General features: G+C 69.1%; 14 protein-coding genes. 5 read left to right on the top strand and 9 right to left on the bottom strand.

Going from position 1 to position 15,923, the window contains the following annotated elements; genetic code table 11:
- The first annotated feature begins 157 nt into the window (after window positions 1–157).
- Complete coding sequence (gene sepH / locus ABZV44_RS02270; protein WP_354830834.1) at window positions 158–1,183, top strand: septation protein SepH; 1,026 nt, start codon at window positions 158–160, stop codon at window positions 1,181–1,183.
- Window positions 1,184–1,429: 246 nt separating this feature from the next.
- Window positions 1,430–2,170, top strand: coding sequence for a hypothetical protein (locus ABZV44_RS02265; RefSeq protein WP_354830831.1), 741 nt, complete (start codon window positions 1,430–1,432; stop codon window positions 2,168–2,170).
- A gap of 1 nt (window position 2,171) precedes the next feature.
- Here the strand turns inward: ABZV44_RS02265 and ABZV44_RS02260 are convergent, their stop codons facing one another.
- Together ABZV44_RS02260 and ABZV44_RS02255 are read right to left on the bottom strand one after the other, a co-directional pair.
- Window positions 2,172–2,465 carry a DUF2537 domain-containing protein gene (locus ABZV44_RS02260; protein WP_354830828.1) on the bottom strand — a complete coding sequence of 98 codons (294 nt, stop codon included), beginning with the start codon at window positions 2,463–2,465 and terminating at the stop codon, window positions 2,172–2,174.
- Entirely contained in the window at window positions 2,462–3,265 is an 804-nt protein-coding gene (locus tag ABZV44_RS02255; RefSeq protein WP_354830826.1) for an RNA methyltransferase, read from the bottom strand. The genes ABZV44_RS02260 and ABZV44_RS02255 overlap by 4 nt, the downstream gene beginning before the upstream one ends.
- Window positions 3,266–3,355: 90 nt before the next feature.
- Here ABZV44_RS02255 and ABZV44_RS02250 point away from each other — a divergent pair, with 90 nt between their 5' ends.
- Entirely contained in the window at window positions 3,356–3,718 is a 363-nt protein-coding gene (locus ABZV44_RS02250; RefSeq protein ID WP_354830823.1) for an FKBP-type peptidyl-prolyl cis-trans isomerase, read from the top strand.
- A gap of 78 nt (window positions 3,719–3,796) precedes the next feature.
- On the opposite strand, the gene ABZV44_RS02245 is transcribed toward ABZV44_RS02250, so the two are convergent.
- The 7 genes from ABZV44_RS02245 to ABZV44_RS02215 form a co-directional block, all read right to left on the bottom strand.
- On the bottom strand, window positions 3,797–4,483 hold the full coding sequence (locus ABZV44_RS02245) for an RDD family protein (protein WP_354830821.1): 687 nt from the start codon (window positions 4,481–4,483) through the stop codon (window positions 3,797–3,799).
- A 56-nt stretch (window positions 4,484–4,539) separates the two neighbouring features.
- Complete coding sequence (locus tag ABZV44_RS02240) at window positions 4,540–4,821, bottom strand: hypothetical protein (protein ID WP_354831618.1); 282 nt, start codon at window positions 4,819–4,821, stop codon at window positions 4,540–4,542.
- Between the two features lie 146 nt (window positions 4,822–4,967).
- Window positions 4,968–6,128, bottom strand: coding sequence for a hypothetical protein (locus ABZV44_RS02235; RefSeq protein WP_354830818.1), 1,161 nt, complete (start codon window positions 6,126–6,128; stop codon window positions 4,968–4,970).
- Between the two features lie 70 nt (window positions 6,129–6,198).
- Entirely contained in the window at window positions 6,199–7,599 is a 1,401-nt protein-coding gene (locus ABZV44_RS02230) for a HAMP domain-containing sensor histidine kinase (RefSeq protein ID WP_354830815.1), read from the bottom strand.
- The gene (locus ABZV44_RS02225) at window positions 7,596–8,297 is read right to left on the bottom strand and encodes a response regulator transcription factor (protein WP_354830812.1); all 702 of its coding nucleotides are present in this window, start codon (window positions 8,295–8,297) and stop codon (window positions 7,596–7,598) included. Before ABZV44_RS02225 ends, ABZV44_RS02230 begins: the two co-directional genes overlap by 4 nt.
- Window positions 8,298–8,457: 160 nt before the next feature.
- Window positions 8,458–8,844, bottom strand: a complete 387-nt coding sequence (locus tag ABZV44_RS02220) for a hemophore-related protein (RefSeq protein WP_354830809.1) — start codon at window positions 8,842–8,844, stop codon at window positions 8,458–8,460.
- A gap of 126 nt (window positions 8,845–8,970) precedes the next feature.
- Window positions 8,971–11,118 carry an AMP-binding protein gene (locus ABZV44_RS02215; RefSeq protein ID WP_354830806.1) on the bottom strand — a complete coding sequence of 716 codons (2,148 nt, stop codon included), beginning with the start codon at window positions 11,116–11,118 and terminating at the stop codon, window positions 8,971–8,973.
- 339 nt (window positions 11,119–11,457) lie between these two features.
- Here ABZV44_RS02215 and ABZV44_RS02210 point away from each other — a divergent pair, with 339 nt between their 5' ends.
- Together ABZV44_RS02210 and ABZV44_RS02205 are read left to right on the top strand one after the other, a co-directional pair.
- Window positions 11,458–15,510, top strand: a complete 4,053-nt coding sequence (locus tag ABZV44_RS02210) for an ATP-binding protein (protein ID WP_354830804.1) — start codon at window positions 11,458–11,460, stop codon at window positions 15,508–15,510.
- Window positions 15,507–15,920: a roadblock/LC7 domain-containing protein gene (locus tag ABZV44_RS02205; RefSeq protein WP_029930951.1), complete on the top strand. Its 414-nt coding sequence runs from the start codon at window positions 15,507–15,509 to the stop codon at window positions 15,918–15,920. Before ABZV44_RS02210 ends, ABZV44_RS02205 begins: the two co-directional genes overlap by 4 nt.
- Window positions 15,921–15,923: the final 3 nt, after the last annotated feature.

The following is a 15,923-nucleotide window of genomic DNA, read 5'->3' as shown; positions in this document are numbered from 1 at the left end:
GAATCGATCACACTAATGCGGCGCGGAAGTCTGGGAACAGATTTCCGCGCCGCGTGTCTTGCCCCATGATTCTCAGAAGTGCACTACTGTTCCAGAACGTGGGCGGTGTCGCGAGCCTAGCTATAGCTGTGAGTTGCGCAGCGAACAGGAGGTAACGGTGCGTGAACTTCGAGTAATCGGATTGACGCCCGATTCCACGCACATCGTGTGCATCGATACCGAGAGCGGCCAGAAGTACCGGCTCGCCGCCGACGATAAACTGCGCGCCGCCGCCCGCGGAGATCTTGCCCGATTCGGCCAAATCGAGATCGAAACGGAAGCCACGATGCGTCCTCGCGATATCCAGGCCCGTATCCGTGCCGGTGCGTCGGTGGAGCAGGTCACCGAAGAGTCGGGTATGCCGCTGTCGCGGGTGGAGCGTTTCGCGTATCCCGTTCTGCTGGAACGCGCCCGGGCCGCCGAGCTGGCGCAGAAGGCGCACCCGGTCCGCAACGACGGTCCCGCCGTGGAGACCCTCATCGAGATCGTGTCGGCCGCCTTCGCCGAGCGCGGCCACAATATCGAGGTCGCCGAATGGGACGCCTGGAAGGACGAGAAGGGCTACTGGGTGGCCCAATTGCAGTGGCAGGCGGGCCGTTCCGTGATCGCCGCGCACTGGCGCTACCAGCCGGACGCGCACGGCGGCTCGGTGGTGCCGCTCGATGATCCGGCCTCGGACCTGATCGATCCCGACTTCGGCCGGGCGCTGCGCGGCCTGGCGACCATCCTGCCGGACCAGACCGACCCGGTGGTGGACGAGGTGCCGGCGCCCGCGCCCGCACCGCGCGAGGAGCGGACCCCCGACTACGAGTCCGCGCCGGCGCGAGTCGCCCAGCAGCAGAACGTGGACGACTACTTCGAGCAGCGCGCCGCGGTCGGCGACGGCACCGTGCCGGTGACCACCGCCGCCGCCCCCGCGCCCGCTCCGGCGGCGAAGGAGCAGCCCGCTCCGGCGCTCCCCGCTGCCCCCGCACCCGCTCCGGCCCCGGCGGCTGCCGCCGAGCCCGCGGAACCGGCTCCCGCCCCGGCGCAGCCGGCCGCGAAGGCCAACGCGCAGAAGCCGAATCGGGCTAAGCGGGGCGGCAAGGCGCCGATGCCGTCCTGGGAGGATGTACTCCTAGGCGTGCGGTCCTCCGGTCACTGAGTCCTGCCGGGTAGGCCGCTCGAATTTTTTTCGGATGCTAATGGGTTGCTGAATCCGTCGGCCATCCGCTCTGCGCCGCGCCGCGAAACAAGGTTGGCAACGGCGATATTTCGGCCCTCGCGGGGGTAGATTCATTAAGTCGGCGGTCAGTGCCGGGTCGACCCACGTCGATGCCAGCGATCGGCAGCCGGATGTTTGCTCAAAAGTAGCCATCCTGTGTGCAGTGACTGAGGGGAGGTGACGTCGGTGCCATCAACGGTCTCGTCCCTGTGGTACGTCGACGCCCCCGATCCGGTGGCCGTGCTGCGTGCGCACCCGGGACCCGACCCGGACGCCGCCTTCGCACTCGCCAAACAGCTCAACCCGGACCGTGATGTGGTGCCCGCCGCCTCGGGCACCATGAAGGTGTGGGCGGGGCCGGATCGCGAATCCATCTATATCGGTTGCTATCCCGGCGTCACGGTCGTCTGCTCCACCCAGGCCGCGTTGGCGCGCCCGACCAGACTGCCGGAGCTGCTGGTACGTCCGCTCGCCTCCGAGCAGACCTACCTGATCTCCTACGACCTGTCCCTGGGCTGGGGCGCGTTCGCGCATTGGGAACGCGGCGAATTCCGCCGCTCCTTCAGCGCGACCCGGGTCAATATCCTCGAGGACGAGGGCATGCCGCGGGTGTGGGAGCGGCCCTACTGGGCGGGTGAACATCCCATTCACCTCGCGCCCGGCGAACTGCCGGACCCGCAGCTGCTGCCCTTCGACCCGCCGGACTTCGCCGACGCCGCCAATCAGGAGTGGCTCGGCTTCCGGTATCGAGGCCGGGATCCCGAGCAGGCGCTGACCGCCGACCGGATCGAGGTCTGCGGCTTCTCGCTGTTCCCCAGGGGCGAGGCGCCGATGCTGGTGGAGGTCGTGCCGGAGGCGCCCGTCGAGCACAACGGCAGCAAACGCGGACTGCTGGGCTGGCTGCGCGGCCGCGACCGGGTCTCCTGACTCAGAACAGCAGCAGGCCCAGCCAGGCCAGCAGCACGCCCGCACCCAAGCCCGCGATCACCCAGCGGGTCACCGGGGCGTAGCGCCAGCGCCAGGCGGTCGGCGCGGCCCCGCCCACCGCGATCAGGTTGACCGCCACCGACAGCACCGGATGGATCTGGGCCAGCGCCGCGCCGAAGGAGTAGACGCCGACGGCGGTCAGCGCGCCCACCATGACGACCACGGCGATGCCGCTGGCCCACGGGGTGGGTTCGGAATAGCCGTATCCATACGGTCCGTCGGGCGGATGGCTCACTGGGCACGCACTCTCTCGTAGAAGGCCATGGCGGCTGCGGTCGCCACATTAAGCGAATCGGTGCCCGCCGTCATGGGGATGCGGGCACGAATGTCGCTGGCCCGCATGGTCTCCTCGGTGAGGCCGGGGCCCTCCGCACCGAGCAGCAGGGCCACCTTCTCGCCGGTCATGGCGGTGGCGAGGGTGTCGGCCTTCGGGTTCGGGGTCAGGGCGATGATCTGGAAGCCGTTGTCGCGCAGCAGGTCCAGCCCCGCCGGGAAGGGCGGCAGCTGGGCGAAGGGGACCCGCAGCACGTGGCCCATGGAGACCCGCACGGCGCGCCGGTACAGCGGATCCGAGCAGCGGTCGCCGAACAGCACGGCGTCCGCACCCAATCCGGCGGCATTGCGGAAGATCGACCCGATGTTCTCGTGGTCGTTCACGCCCTCGAGCACCGCCACCGTGCGCGCGTCCGCGAGCAGCTCGCCGGCGGTGAGTTCACGCGGCCGATAGGCGCCCGCGAGGACGCCGCGATTCAAATGGAATCCGACGACCTGCGCCATCACCTCGGCGCTGGCGCGGTAATACGGAATTTCCACTCCGGTCAGCTCCTCGGCGAGCTGCTCGTATCTCTTCGCGACACCGAACAATGCGAAGGGCGTGAATCGCGAGGCCAGCATGCGCTGCACGACCACCACTCCCTCGGCGATCACCAATCCCTTGCCGCCGGGCAGGTCGGGGCGTCGATCGGCATTGTTGAGGTCGCGGAATTCGGCGACCCGCGGATCGTCCGGGTCGTCGATATCGATCACTTCGGCCACCGGGACATTTTCGCCTCCGCCGCGGGCGGGCGAATGCGCGGGGCATAAGGTGATCGAGACCCGATTCCGATCTATCGAAGAGGACAGCCCATGAGCAGCAAGCCGGAAATCGAGTTCCAGGATGGTCCCGCCCCCGCCGAACTCGTGATCAAGGACCTCGTTGTGGGTGACGGCGCCGAAGCCAAGCCCGGCGACACCGTCGATGTCCACTACGTGGGCGTCGAGTACGACTCCGGCGAGCAGTTCGACGCCTCCTGGGACCGTGGTGAGTCCATCGTCTTCCCGCTGCGCGGCCTGATCCAGGGCTGGCAGGACGGCATCCCGGGCATGAAGGTGGGCGGCCGCCGCCAGCTGACCATCCCGCCGAAGCTGGCCTACGGCGAGGCGGGTGGCCACCATCTGGCCGGCAAGACCCTCGTCTTCATCATCGACCTCCTGGACGTCGTGAACTGACGACGCCCCGGTCGACGAAAAACCCGTGCCCGCCGTGCTTTTCAGCGCGGCGGGCACGGTTGTCTGCGCTGCCGGAACTCACACCTTCACGACGATGCTGCTGATGATCTTGTCGGCGAAGGTCTGCTTCTTGGCGTCCCAGAGCGGCCAGAGCCAGCCCAGGTAGCAGGGAAGGGAGTCGACGATGTGGCAGATCTGCCGGACGAAGGCCATGCCGAAGCCCAGGGGCTGCCCGTCGGCCTCGCGGATCAGCTTGATGCCCAGCAGCCTCTTACCGGGGGTCTGGCCGCTGGTGCCCTCCATATAGATGAGGTACAGGCCGCCGATGATCGCGATGGCCGCGCCGATGAGCACCAGCACGATCCCGCCCGCGGACAGCCCGCCCGAGCAGGACGTGCTGTAAGAGGAGTCGGTCGAGTCGGTGGTGCAGTTCATGTCCTTGGACCCGACCGCGAAGCCGATGCCGTAGAAAATGGCCGCGGGCACGCCGATGATCAGCCGGTCGATGAGGAACGCCCCGACCCGTGCGCCCCAACTGGCATAGGGCGCTTGGGGATACGCGGCGTAGCCGGGTCCCGGCGGATAGCCTCCGGGCTGACCCGGGTAGCCGCCCACCGGCTGCCCGTACCCGGGCTGTGGCTGTCCCCCGTAACCGGGTGGTGGCTGCTGCCCGTAACCGGGTGGTGGCTGCTGGCCGAACCCGGGCTGCTGCCCGAATCCGGGCTGCTGCGGCTGCTGCGAGTAGGGATCGTTGCCGTAGGTCATCGGTTCCTCCCCAGAGGGAATGCGGGGGCTGGGCCCCCGCATTGTCTCCCGAATCCCTATCCGACGATGGCGTTCATGATTGTTCCGGCGCTCGTGGCGGTCGCGCCGCCGATCATGGCGTTGGCGACCATCTTGGGGGAGGCCGAGCCGCCGCCCCACTTCTCCCAGGCGAAGCGCCCGCCGCCGTAGGTGATGGCCGCGACGCCCGACATCTGGGTGAACCAGGTGAAGTAGCGGAACATCTTCATCATCTTGTCGGCCATGGGCGGGGTTTCCGCGGTGGGGTTGCCGAACTGGGCGAGAACCGTGCCGTACATGTCATGCGCGGCCATCAGCATGCTCACGATCGTTCCTCTCCGGTACCGGGGCGCTAGGTGGAGCCAGGGGCGGTAGAGCGGTGGAGCTCCCGAAACGGGTCGATTAGAGCAATCCGGGCAGAGTCTATCCGGGTGAATCGCCGAATGTTGCTGATTGTTTGCGAACGTTATTTCCGAACGATGTCGACCGGGTCGGTGAGGGCGGCCGCGATGGCCGTTTGCTGTGGCACCCCGAGCTGCGGGAGCGCGCCCATCGCCTGACCGGCCTGATTGCCCAAGGTCTTGGTCACAGCCTGCAATTGGCTGACGCCACCGGTCAGCGCCTGCATGGCCGCCACCAGCTGGGTTCCGGCCTGATCGGCGACGGCCGGAATGCTCTGTGCCAGCGACGCGCCCTGATTCAGCTGTGTGCTCGCGTCGTTCAGCCGACCGGCCGCGTCGCGCAGTAGTTGCCCGACCTTGGTATCCGGAGTGACTTGCGTGCCGGTCAGATTGGCGAAGCCGCTGAGCTGGGTGTTGGCCTGATTCGCCACGTTCTGCAGACCCTGCAGCTGGGTGATGACATTCGCCAGCCGCGGATCACTGGCGAACGGCAGCGCCTGCAGCAGCGGCACCACGAAGTCGAGACCGTTGGACAGCGTGCTCGCCGCCTGGGAGACCTGCCCCATGGTGACGCCGGTCGAATCCAGCGCCGCGGCAAGCTGATTCGCCTGCGCGGTGGCGGCGCTCAGGGTGGAGTTCAGCGCGTCGATGCCGGAGGTCAGCTGTCCCGCACCGGATTTCGCCTGATTCAGGAAGTCCATCATCTGGTCGGCGCCGCCGGAGAACTGCTGCGCCCCGTCAGCGGCCGCCTGCACGCCCGCGCTGAGCAGCTGCGAGGTGCCCGCGATCTGCGACACCTGCAGGCGCGCGGTGTTCATGGTCGCGAACAGGGTGTCCAGCCCGGCGGCGCTGATCTTCTTGGTCACCTCGGTCACCGCGTCGTTGACCAGGTTCGGGTCGGCGCGATCGTGGGTGGTGACGGTGACCTGCGCCCGGTGCGGCTTGTCGGTGAGCAGGGAGGTGATATCGGTGCTGAGGTCGGTGGGCAGCGTGACCACCGCGGCGTAGTCCTTGGTGCTCGCCTCGTCGACCACATCCCAGTGCCGGGTTCCGCTGCCCTGTAGCTCCTTTGCGATGCGCGCGCCCAGCGGCCCGGTATCGCCGTTGATGAGCGCGACCGCGGTGGGCGCGGCGCGTAGCCGGAGGACGCTGATCGTGCCCGCGGTGACCGCGGCGGCGAGCAGCAGGACGATCAGGACCCAGCGGGCGCGTTTTCCGAACACCATTCAGACCGTAGAGGGGCGGCGTGCCCCGAGCTCTGATGGTTGTCTGAGAGTTCGGTAAAGACCGGTACGTTCACCCGCGGCCGGGCGATGGCCCCGGCGGCGCATCGCGGTCCGGTAGTTCCAGTACCAGGCGCACCCCGCCCAGCGTGCCGTCATCGAAATAGGCTCGGCCACCGTGCAATTGGGCCTGCTGCGCGACCAGCGCCAGCCCCAGCCCGGACCCGCCCTTGGCGGCGTGGCTACCCCGGAAGAACCGTTCGAACACCGCCTCGCGCTCCGCGGGCGGCAGTCCGCGCCCGTTGTCGTCGATGGAGATGACGATGCGCCCGTTCGCCGCCCGGTGCGCCGACACCAGCGCCTCGGTGGCCCCGCCGTGCCGCGCCGAATTGGTGAGCGCGTTGTCCACGGCCAGCCGCAGACCGGTGGGCAGGCCCCGGGTGACGAGTTCGGCGTCGGTGTCGATGCGCACCTTCAGCTGCGGGAAGTGCCGCATGGCGTCGTGCGCGGCGGCGTCGCAGAGCTCGGCCACATCGGTGACCACGTGGTCGCGTTCATTGGTGAGGTCACCGGCGGCCAGCCGTTCCAGTGCCGCGAGGGTGGTCTCCACCCGGTTCTGGCCGCGCTGCAGGTCGCCGAGGATTTCCCGGCGCTGGTCCTCGCTGAGGTCGAGGGTGCGCAGCACCTCCAGATCGGTGCGCATGGCGGTGAGCGGGGTGCGTAGTTCGTGCGCGGACACCGCGGCGAAGTCGCGCGCGGTCTCCAGCGCCGCGGCGATCTCGGCCTGCGCCCGGTCCAGCCGCTCCAGCATGGTGTTGACGGCCTCGCCCAGCTTGTCGGCCTCCCTGACCCCCGAACCATCCACGGGCAGCTGCGCATTCGGGCCGCCGGTGGGCCCGCGCTGATCGACCGCCTCGGTGAGCCGGACGATGGGCCGCACCGCGCGGCCGCCGAACAGCCAGCCCAGCCCGGCCGACGCCGCCACCGCGGCCAGCGCCGCGAAGAACACGAACCGCCGCTGCTCCGCGGTGGCGTGCTCGGTCTCCGTGGTCGGAATGCCCAGGGAGACAACGCGTCCTGCGGGCTGGTTCTCGGTGGTGGTGAGCACCCGGTAGGAATTGCCGTCCACCGTGACGGTGTGATTACCCACCGACAGGGTGGGCAGCTGCACGGAGGTGCTGGTCATGGAGCCGTCGGCATTGCGCACGGTGAGCGCCAGCTGGTTGGTGGGGCCGAGCACGTCGAGGACGGTCACCGCGAGTTGTGGCTCGATGAGCACGATCCGCGAGGACAGCGCCAGCTGCTGATCGGCCTGACTGAGATTGTTGCGCTCGATGGCGGTGACGGTCACCCAGCTGAGCACCGCCACGATGATGGTGGCGCCCAGCGCCGCGGCCGCCGCGACCCGGAAGCGCAGCGAATAGGAGTGGCGGCGCCGGCGCGGTGGTGCGGAATCGAGTGCGGGCCGGTTCATTTGGGTGCGCGTAAGACGAATCCCACCCCGCGAATGGTGTGCAGCAGGCGCGGGGTGCCGTCGACCTCGAGTTTGCGGCGCAGGTAGCCGACGAAGACGTCCACCACATTGGTGTCGGCGGCGAAGTCGTAGCCCCACACCAGTTCCAGCAGCCGCTCCCGGCTCAGCACCACGCCGGCGCTGCGGGCCAGCGTGGACAGCAGCTCGAATTCCCTTTTGGTGAGCTCGATCTCGGTGCCGTGCAGCAGCGCCCGGTAGCCGGCGACGTCGACTTCCAAGGGGCCCACGGTGATCGCGCCCGGGATGGCGGAGGCGGGTACGTCGCTGCGCCGCCGCAGCAGCGCCTTGATGCGGGCGACCAGTTCGGCGAGCACGAACGGCTTCACCAGATAGTCGTCGGCCCCGGACTCCAGCCCGGCGATCCGATCGTCGACCGAACTGCGCGCCGACAGCACGCAGATCGGCACCTCGTTGCCCATGGCGCGCAGCGCGGTGACCACGCCCGCGCCGTCCAGCACCGGCATGTTCATATCGAGCACGACGGCATCGGGGGCGGATTCGTTGACACTGCGCAGCGCCGCGGCGCCGTCCCGGGCGATGACCACCCGGAACCCCGACAGCCGGAGCCCGCGCTCGACCGATGCGAGCACATCCTCGTCGTCGTCGACGACCAGGACAGTGGGTACCGCTGTATCCAATTTGCCCTCCGCTTCGCTCCGGACGGTTCGCGGCCCTGGAGGTCTCGTTCTTCCCTCCGCTTCGCTCCCCCGCTCCGCTCGGTCCAGAACGAGACGGGCCGCGAACCTGATGTGGTGTGCCACCGGGGCGGCACACCACATCAGTATCGTCCGACGAGGGTCAGTAGTTGTGGCAGGAGTCGGCGACCTGCTGGATCGCGGCGGCGATTCCACCGGCACGCGGGTCGGCCGCGGCCTGGTCGGCGGCGTCCGGGTTGTCCTTCAGGTACTGGTCGAGTTCGGCCTGACGCTGCTCGGGCGACAGCGCGAACTTGGCCTGCAGCTCGGACTTGTAGCCCGGGTTCTGGTCCAGGAACGAAGCCAGGGCCGGGGCCTTGTCGTGCAGGGCCGCGTCCACCTGGGTGAAGGTGCAGGTCGAGTTCAGTAGCGGCGCAACCAGATCCGCGGGGGACGCCGAGGCGGTGGCGGGCGCGAGGGCGAGGGCCACGGCGGCGACCGCGCCGGCTCCGAAGAGCGCACCGACGCGGCGATTACGGACGAAGCTCATGCATCGACCTTTCTTGTTCGACAAGCAGAGCGAAAGGGTGGCGCACGAATCCCGCGATTCGCGCCCGCCCGACGCTAAACCACCCGCATGGGAGGCCGATGAGCGAAGTATGAAAACTTTCTGAGGCTAGCCCGAGACGGCCGAATCCCCGGCCTGAGCGGCCGGATCCACCCCGGACGCGCCCGTATCGAGGGTGGCCGGATCGACGCGGTGGAGCGCGGAGGTGGCGATCGCGGCATCGGCGGCGGCGATGCGCTCCTTGTCCTCCATGAGGGTGACCGCGTCGCGGATCTGCTTCTCCAGGGTGGGCAGCATGGCGGCGTCGTCGATGGTGGGCGGCACCTCGAAGGTTTCGCCCGCCGCGATCTGACGCATGGTGCGGCGCAGGATCTTTCCGGAGCGGGTCTTCGGCAGCGCGGTCACCGCGACCACGTCGTAGAGGGTGGCGATGGCGCCGACCCGCTCGCGAACCCGCTCGATGACCTCGGCGCGCAGTCGCTCGGACTCGATGTCGATGCCGGTCTTGAGCACCACGTACCCGATCGGCCGCTGCCCCTTCAGCTCGTCCGGGATACCGACCACCGCGGTCTCGGCCACGGCCGGATGCCCGGAAATGGCCGCCTCGATGCCGCCCGCCGAGAGCCGGTGCCCGGCCATATTGATGACGTCGTCACTGCGGCCCAGGACGTACAGGTAACCGTCCTCGTCGAAGAAGCCGGAGTCGCCGGTCAGATAGTGGCCGGGGTAGGCGGAGAGATAGGAGCGCTCGTAGCGGGCGTCGTCGCGCCACAGCGTGGTCAGCGTGCCGGGCGGCAGCGGCAGCCCGATGACGATGTTTCCTTCTGTATTGGGTGGGACCGCATTGCCTTCGGAATCCAGCACCCGCAGCCGGTACCCGGGCACCGGCACCGAGGCCGAACCGGGCTTGATCGGAAGCTGCTGCAGCCCGAGCGGATTGGCGCAGATGGGCCAGCCGGTCTCGGTCTGCCACCAGTGGTCCACGACCGGGCAGTCGGGTCGCTCCGCGAGCAGGGTCTCCACCGCCCACTCGTAGGTGGCGGGGTCCAGCCGCTCGCCGGCGCAGAACAGTGCCCGCAGCCGGGTCAGATCGTGGCGATGCGCGAGTGCGGCGTCCGGATCGGCGCGCCGAATGGCCCGCAGCGCCGTCGGTGCGGTGAACATCACGTCGACTTTGTATTCGTCCACCAGCCGCCAGAAGGTCCCGGCGTCCGGGGTCCCGATCGGCTTGCCCTCGTAGAGGATGGTGGTCGCCCCGACCAGCAGCGGTGCGTACACGATGTAGGAGTGCCCGACCACCCAGCCGATATCGGAGGTGGTGAGCATGGTCTGACCGGGGCCGACCTCGTAGATATTGCGCATGGACCAGGCCAGCGCGACCGCGTGCCCGCCGTTGTCGCGCACCACGCCCTTGGGCTTCCCGGTGGTCCCGGAGGTGTAGAGGATATAGAGGGGATCGGTCGCGGCCACCGAGACCGGATCGGCCGGTTCCGCGCCGATCTGCGCCTCGTCCCAGTCCAGCCAGCGGGCGGCGACGGTGTCGGAGGAGGCGGGCAGATGTTCGGTGGCGGCCTGCTCGGCGGGAAAACGAATGGTGGGGAAGCCGTCCCGCTGCTTGACCAGCACCGTGCGGGGCGCGGTGGTCTCCGCGAGATCGAGGGCGGCCAGCACGATCGGCGGGTACTCGATGCGGCGGCCGGGTTCCAGCCCGCCGGAGGCAGTGACAATCAGCACAGGTTCGGCGTCGTCGATGCGGGCGGCGAGTTCGTGGGCGGCGAATCCGCCGAAGACCACCGAGTGCACCGCGCCGATGCGGGCGCAGGCGAGCATGGCCACCACGGCTTCCGGAATCATCGGCATATAGATGACGACACGATCACCGGTCTTGACGCCCAGTCGGCGCATGGATCCGGCAAATCGGGCGACTTCGTCCAGCAGCTCCCGATATGTGTAGATCTTTCTGGACCCGGTCATAGCCGAGTCGTATATTAGGGCCGGTTGTTCAGCGCGACCCCCCTCCTGACCGCCGGTCGGGCCTTCCGGGGATGTGATATCGCGCACATGCCGGTCCAGGGCGTTGTAGGAGGTGTTGAGGCGAGCGTCGGGAAACCAGCGCGCCGTCGGACGGGCCGCGGTATCGAGAATCTGAGTGGGGGGCACATCCCAGCTGATGGCTTCGGCCGCGTCGCACCAGAACTCCGAGGGATCGACCAGGCTCAGCTGATAAGCCGATCGGTACTCCTGCTTCGCGTTCAACCCGGTGACTCCCTAGCTCCGCCATGTGTCCTTGAGATGCGCTGAGATGCCCGCCTCGATAGATCCAGCTGATTGTGGCAGACTTCACGCGACGTCCGGGCGGACGCCGCGACCTTTGATTTTGCCTGCAAATGGCAGGTCAGGGAGCGGTGGTTGCCAAGAGGTCACACAAGAAGTTATTGATCCGTTAGAATCGCATGTCACATATTTCGGCCGTCATGGACGCAATTTCTCGGCCAGCCGCAGTTCTCGGCCAGCTGTGCCAGTCGAGCCCAGCGTGCGATCGCGGAGGCTCGCTGATGGCGCGTGGCTGGGGCCAGTTTGGAAAGTGAGTGGGAGATGCGTGACGCCGCTAGGTCCGGCAGCAATAAGCGCTGGGCGCTGAGCAACTGGGACCTGCGATGGAAGGTCACGGCGGTGCTCGCCGTGCCGCTGCTGGTTGCTGTTGTGCTGGGAGCGTCCAGGATCTCGGCGGAGTTCGCCGACTCCAGCCGGCTCTCGACGGCGACCGATCATGTCGGGGTCATCCCGGCGATCACCGGTCTCAGTGCTGATGCGGCGCAGGTCGCCAGTGGTCAGATGGTCATGCTGGGCCCGACCCAATCGCTGACCTCGGATCCGGAGCTTGCGCAGTTGGATACAGCCATCGCGTTCGCCGAGAAGGCGGCTGCGCGATTGAGCGATATGCCCAGCGCCCGCTCGGCGCTGGACGAGATGATCGTGGGCGCCAAGGCGATCCGGGCCCAGGGCCTGGCGCCGTCGAAGTCGATTCCGGACACCGTCACCGCGGTCGAACGGATCCGCGGCGACAGCGTGCGCACGGTGGAGAACATCGTGTCCAGCGTCGCCGACAAGAACGTGGACCAGTCCAAGCTGCGCCTGGTCGACTCGCTGAACAGCCGTTGGATGCTGTTCAACGAGGTCGCCGGTATGGCCGAGGCGCTACGCAACAACCCCAAGGATGGCCTCAAGGACATCCAGATCGGCGTCAATACCGAGCGGCAGATGCTGGCCGTGCTCGCGCACCGCTTCCCGGACGGCGACGCCACCATCGCGGAGCTGGATCGGCAGGCCGACACCCGCGTGCAGCTGGTCAACGGCCCGCAGGCGCTGGCCGGGCAGCTGCCCGTCGCCGAGCTGAAGGATTCGCTGGTCGCCAGCATCAACGGCTACCAGTCCATCGCGACCGCCTCCACCAAGGACATCGTGTCCCGGGTGGACGATCTGGCCGCGGCGGCCCGCTCGGGCGCCATCCGCTACTCGATCATCGTCATCGCCACCATCCTGGGCGCGCTGGCGCTGGCCGTGCTGATCGCGCGCGCGATGATCGTCCCGCTGCGCCGTCTGCGCCTGGCCGCCCTGCGCGTCGCCGAATACGACCTCGGCCAGGAAGTTTCCTCGCTGCGTGACGGTGCGGATCCCGAAGACGTTCCGCTGGAACCGATGCCGGTGCACACCGACGAGGAGATCGGCCAGCTGGCCCGCGCCGTCGACGACATCCACGGTCAGGCGCTGCGCCTGGCCGCCGACCAGGCCGCCATGCGTACCCAGGTCAACGACATGTTCGAGACCCTGGCCCGCCGCTCCAAGTCCCTTGTCGATCACCAGCTCTCGCTCATCGAGGCGATGGAGTACGACGAGAAGGACCCGCGCCTGCTCGAAAACCTCTTCCGCCTCGACCACCTCGCCGCCCGTATGCGGCGAAACGGCGACAACCTGCTGATTCTGGCCGGTACCAAGCAGCGCCGGACCAAGTCCGCGCCCGTCGAGATCGCCGACGTGCTGCGCGCCGCCATCTCCGAGGTGGAGGACTACGAACGCGTCAAGCTGGGCGCCACCCCGCGGGGTGCGCTCGTCGAGCCCGCCGCCTCCGACCTCGCGCACCTGTTCGCCGAGCTCCTGGACAACGCGCTGCGCGCCTCGCCCCCGGAGACGGACGTCAAGTTCACCTTCGCGCAGGCACACGATCAGGGTCTGCTGATCGAGGTCGCCGACCGCGGTATCGGTATGCCCCCGGCCGAAATGGCCGAGATCAACCGGCGACTGGAGGCCGTGGCCGAGGTCGGTCCGGACACCGCCCGCCACATGGGTCTGTTCGTGGTCGGCCGCCTGGCCGAGCGCCACGGCCTGACCGTGCGGCTGCGCCCGACCTTCGACATCGCCCGGGACCCGGGCGTGACGGTCACCGTGCACGTGCCCAAGCCGCTGATCGTCTCGGCGGGCGGGCCGATCTCGGTGCCGCCGCAGCAGGGTCAGACGCCGCCGTCGGCTCCCACGCCGTCCGCGCCGCAGGGTGCGGGCAACCAGGCCGGTGCGCCGTCCTCCATGCAGATGCGCGCGGTCACCCGCACGGCGACCGGCAATGTGATGGTCACCGTGGATCCGGGTGTGAGCGGGCCGATTCCGGCTCCGGCGGGACAGACGCCGGGCGCTGCCCCGGCCCCCGCCGCGGCAAGCGTCTCGACCGGACTGCCCACGCGGCAGCCGGGCGCCCAGGTGCCGGGCGGTCTGCCGACCCGGCAGCCCGGTGTGAACGGCCCCACCGTCAAGCACACTCTGACGGCTCCGGGCGGGTCGAAGCCCGCCGGCCTACCCCAGCGTGATCCGGGCGCGCACGGTCCGTCCGCGCCCTCGGCCCAGCCGGGCGCCAATCTGCCGCAGCGCGGTCAGAGCCCTGACGGCCCCTCGCAGCCGCGGGGCGGTCTCGCCGCCAACATGCTCAAGCGCCAAGGTGCCCCGGGCGGCATGCCGCCGCGACCGGGCGAGCCGGGGGCCGCACCGAGCGGTCCGGGCCAGGGAGGCTTGCTGCAGCCGGGTCAGTCCGGTGCGATGCCGCAGCGCAATCCCTCCGTCGGCCTGCCGCAGCGCGATGCCGCGCCGGGTGGAGCTCCGTCGGGACCGGGTGGTCTGCCGCAGCGTCAGCCGGGCACCAACGGTGCGCCGGGCCGCGAGGCCGGTCTCGGCCAGCCGCAGCGCCCCGCGCCCGGCGGCCTGCCCCAGCGCGAACCGGGTAGCAATGGTGCGCCGCAGCAAGCGCGCGGAGCGGATTCGGGTCCGACCCGTCGTGAGCCCGCCGCCGGTGGTCTGCCGCAGCGTGACTCGGCCGCCGGTGGTCTGCCGCCGCGTGATCCTTCGGCCGGTGGTCTGCCGCCGCGTGATCCTTCGGCCGGTGGTCTGCCGCAGCGTGATTCCGCTGCCGGTGGTCTGCCGCGTCGGGAGCCGGGCGCCAATGGCGCTCCGGCGCAGCGTGGTCCGGGTGCTCCGGGCCAGGGGCTGCCGCAGCGGGGTGCCGCGCCGCAGCGGGACGGGGGCAATGGCCTCGCCGCCGCTCAGGATTCGAACATGCCGGGTCTGCCCAAGCGTGATGGCCTCGCGCCGCGCGATGGCGGCCTGCCGCCGCGTGATCCGGCCGCGGGCGGCTTGCCGCAGCGTGGTGCGGCGGCCGGTGGCCTGCCCCAGCGCGACGCGGGCAATGGTCTTCCCCAGCGCGACGCGGGCAGCGGCCTGCCGCAGCGTGGTGCCACCGGTGCTGATCCGTTGTCGGGTGGTCTGACTCAGCGTGATCCGCTGGGTGGGTCTCGAGCGCTGGGAGGTGGAGCGGCACAACGTGATTCCGCTGCCGGTGGTCTGCCCCAGCGCGGTGGCAACGGCCTGCCGCAGCGTGACGGTGGCAATGGTCTGCCGCAGCGCGACGCCGGTAGCGGTCTGCCGCAGCGGGAATCCGCCGGTGGTCTGCCGCAGCGTGGTGCCCCGGGCGCTGATCCGCTGTCCGGTGGTCTGACCCAGCGTGATCCGCTGAGTGATCCACTGCCGCAGCGTGATCCGGGTGCGGGCCTGCCGCAGCGGGGCGTGACCGGTCTGCCGCAGCGTGATCCGGGTGCGGTGCTGCCGCAGCGCCCGAGCCCGATTCCGGGTGTGGGCCTGCCGCAGAACGGCTCCGACGCTGTCAAGGAGCCCGGACGGCACAGCTTCCGCTCGAATCCGCAGAAGGCGGCGTCGTTCTTCCAGACCCGTTTGCAGCCGGCCGATTCCGGTGGCGATGCGATCATGGGTGGCACACCGATTTTCGCGGAGATGATGTCGGCGTGGCTGTCGGATCCGAATGCCGACCGGTCCCAGGTGGCGTCGTCCTTCGAATCACCGGGTGACGAGGGCTGGCAGGCGGCTCGCCGCGTCAACGAGTCCTCGGCGGACAAACGGACCGCCGCGGGTCTGCCGCAGCGTGATCCCGGTAACCGACTTGTGCCCGGCGGTGTCACCGGAAACGCTGACAAGGCGGCCCATCGGGACCCAGAATCCATCAGGTCAAGTCTGAGTCGTCACCAGCAGGGCGTCCGGGATGGCCGCGCGATGAAAGCTATGAACCTAACCGGAGATAAAGGAGACCGATGAACCCCGATCTAGGTGGTACGAAGCGTCAGCTGGATTGGCTGGTTTCGAATTTCGCCAATGAGGTTCCCGGCGTTGCGCACGCGGTCCTGGTGTCGGCTGACGGCCTGCTGATGGCCGCGAGTGCGCAGCTGCCCGTGGACCGTGCCGAACAGCTGTCAGCGGTGACCGCGGGGCTCGCGAGCCTCTCGGTTGGTGTGTCGAACTTGTTCGAGGGCGGCACCGTATTGCAGTCGGTGGTCGAGATGGAACACGGCTACCTGCTGCTCATGGCGGTCGGCGACGGCTCGTACCTGGCGGTGCTGACGAATACGTCCTGCGACATCGGCCAGGTGGGATACGAGATGGCCTTGTTGGTCGAGCGAGTGGGCCAGACGGTTCAGGCCACACCTCGCGTCACGATGGGTTCCTGATGG

The organism is Nocardia sp. NPDC004860 (assembly GCF_040609015.1).
In the GTDB taxonomy this organism is placed as follows: Bacteria; Actinomycetota; Actinomycetes; order Mycobacteriales; family Mycobacteriaceae; genus Nocardia.
Note: the sequence above shows the minus strand (reverse complement) of the source record. Positions and strands in the feature narration are given on the sequence as shown.

Coding starts and splice junctions, on each gene's coding strand:
- ABZV44_RS02250 (WP_354830823.1), top strand. CDS start 3,356: ATGAGCAGCAAGCCGGAAATCGAGTTCCAGGATGGTCCCGCCCCCGCC.
- ABZV44_RS02245 (WP_354830821.1), bottom strand. CDS start 4,483: ATGACCTACGGCAACGATCCCTACTCGCAGCAGCCGCAGCAGCCCGGA.
- ABZV44_RS02240 (WP_354831618.1), bottom strand. CDS start 4,821: ATGCTGATGGCCGCGCATGACATGTACGGCACGGTTCTCGCCCAGTTC.
- ABZV44_RS02235 (WP_354830818.1), bottom strand. CDS start 6,128: ATGGTGTTCGGAAAACGCGCCCGCTGGGTCCTGATCGTCCTGCTGCTC.
- ABZV44_RS02230 (WP_354830815.1), bottom strand. CDS start 7,599: ATGAACCGGCCCGCACTCGATTCCGCACCACCGCGCCGGCGCCGCCAC.
- ABZV44_RS02220 (WP_354830809.1), bottom strand. CDS start 8,844: ATGAGCTTCGTCCGTAATCGCCGCGTCGGTGCGCTCTTCGGAGCCGGC.
- ABZV44_RS02210 (WP_354830804.1), top strand. CDS start 11,458: ATGCGTGACGCCGCTAGGTCCGGCAGCAATAAGCGCTGGGCGCTGAGC.
- ABZV44_RS02205 (WP_029930951.1), top strand. CDS start 15,507: ATGAACCCCGATCTAGGTGGTACGAAGCGTCAGCTGGATTGGCTGGTT.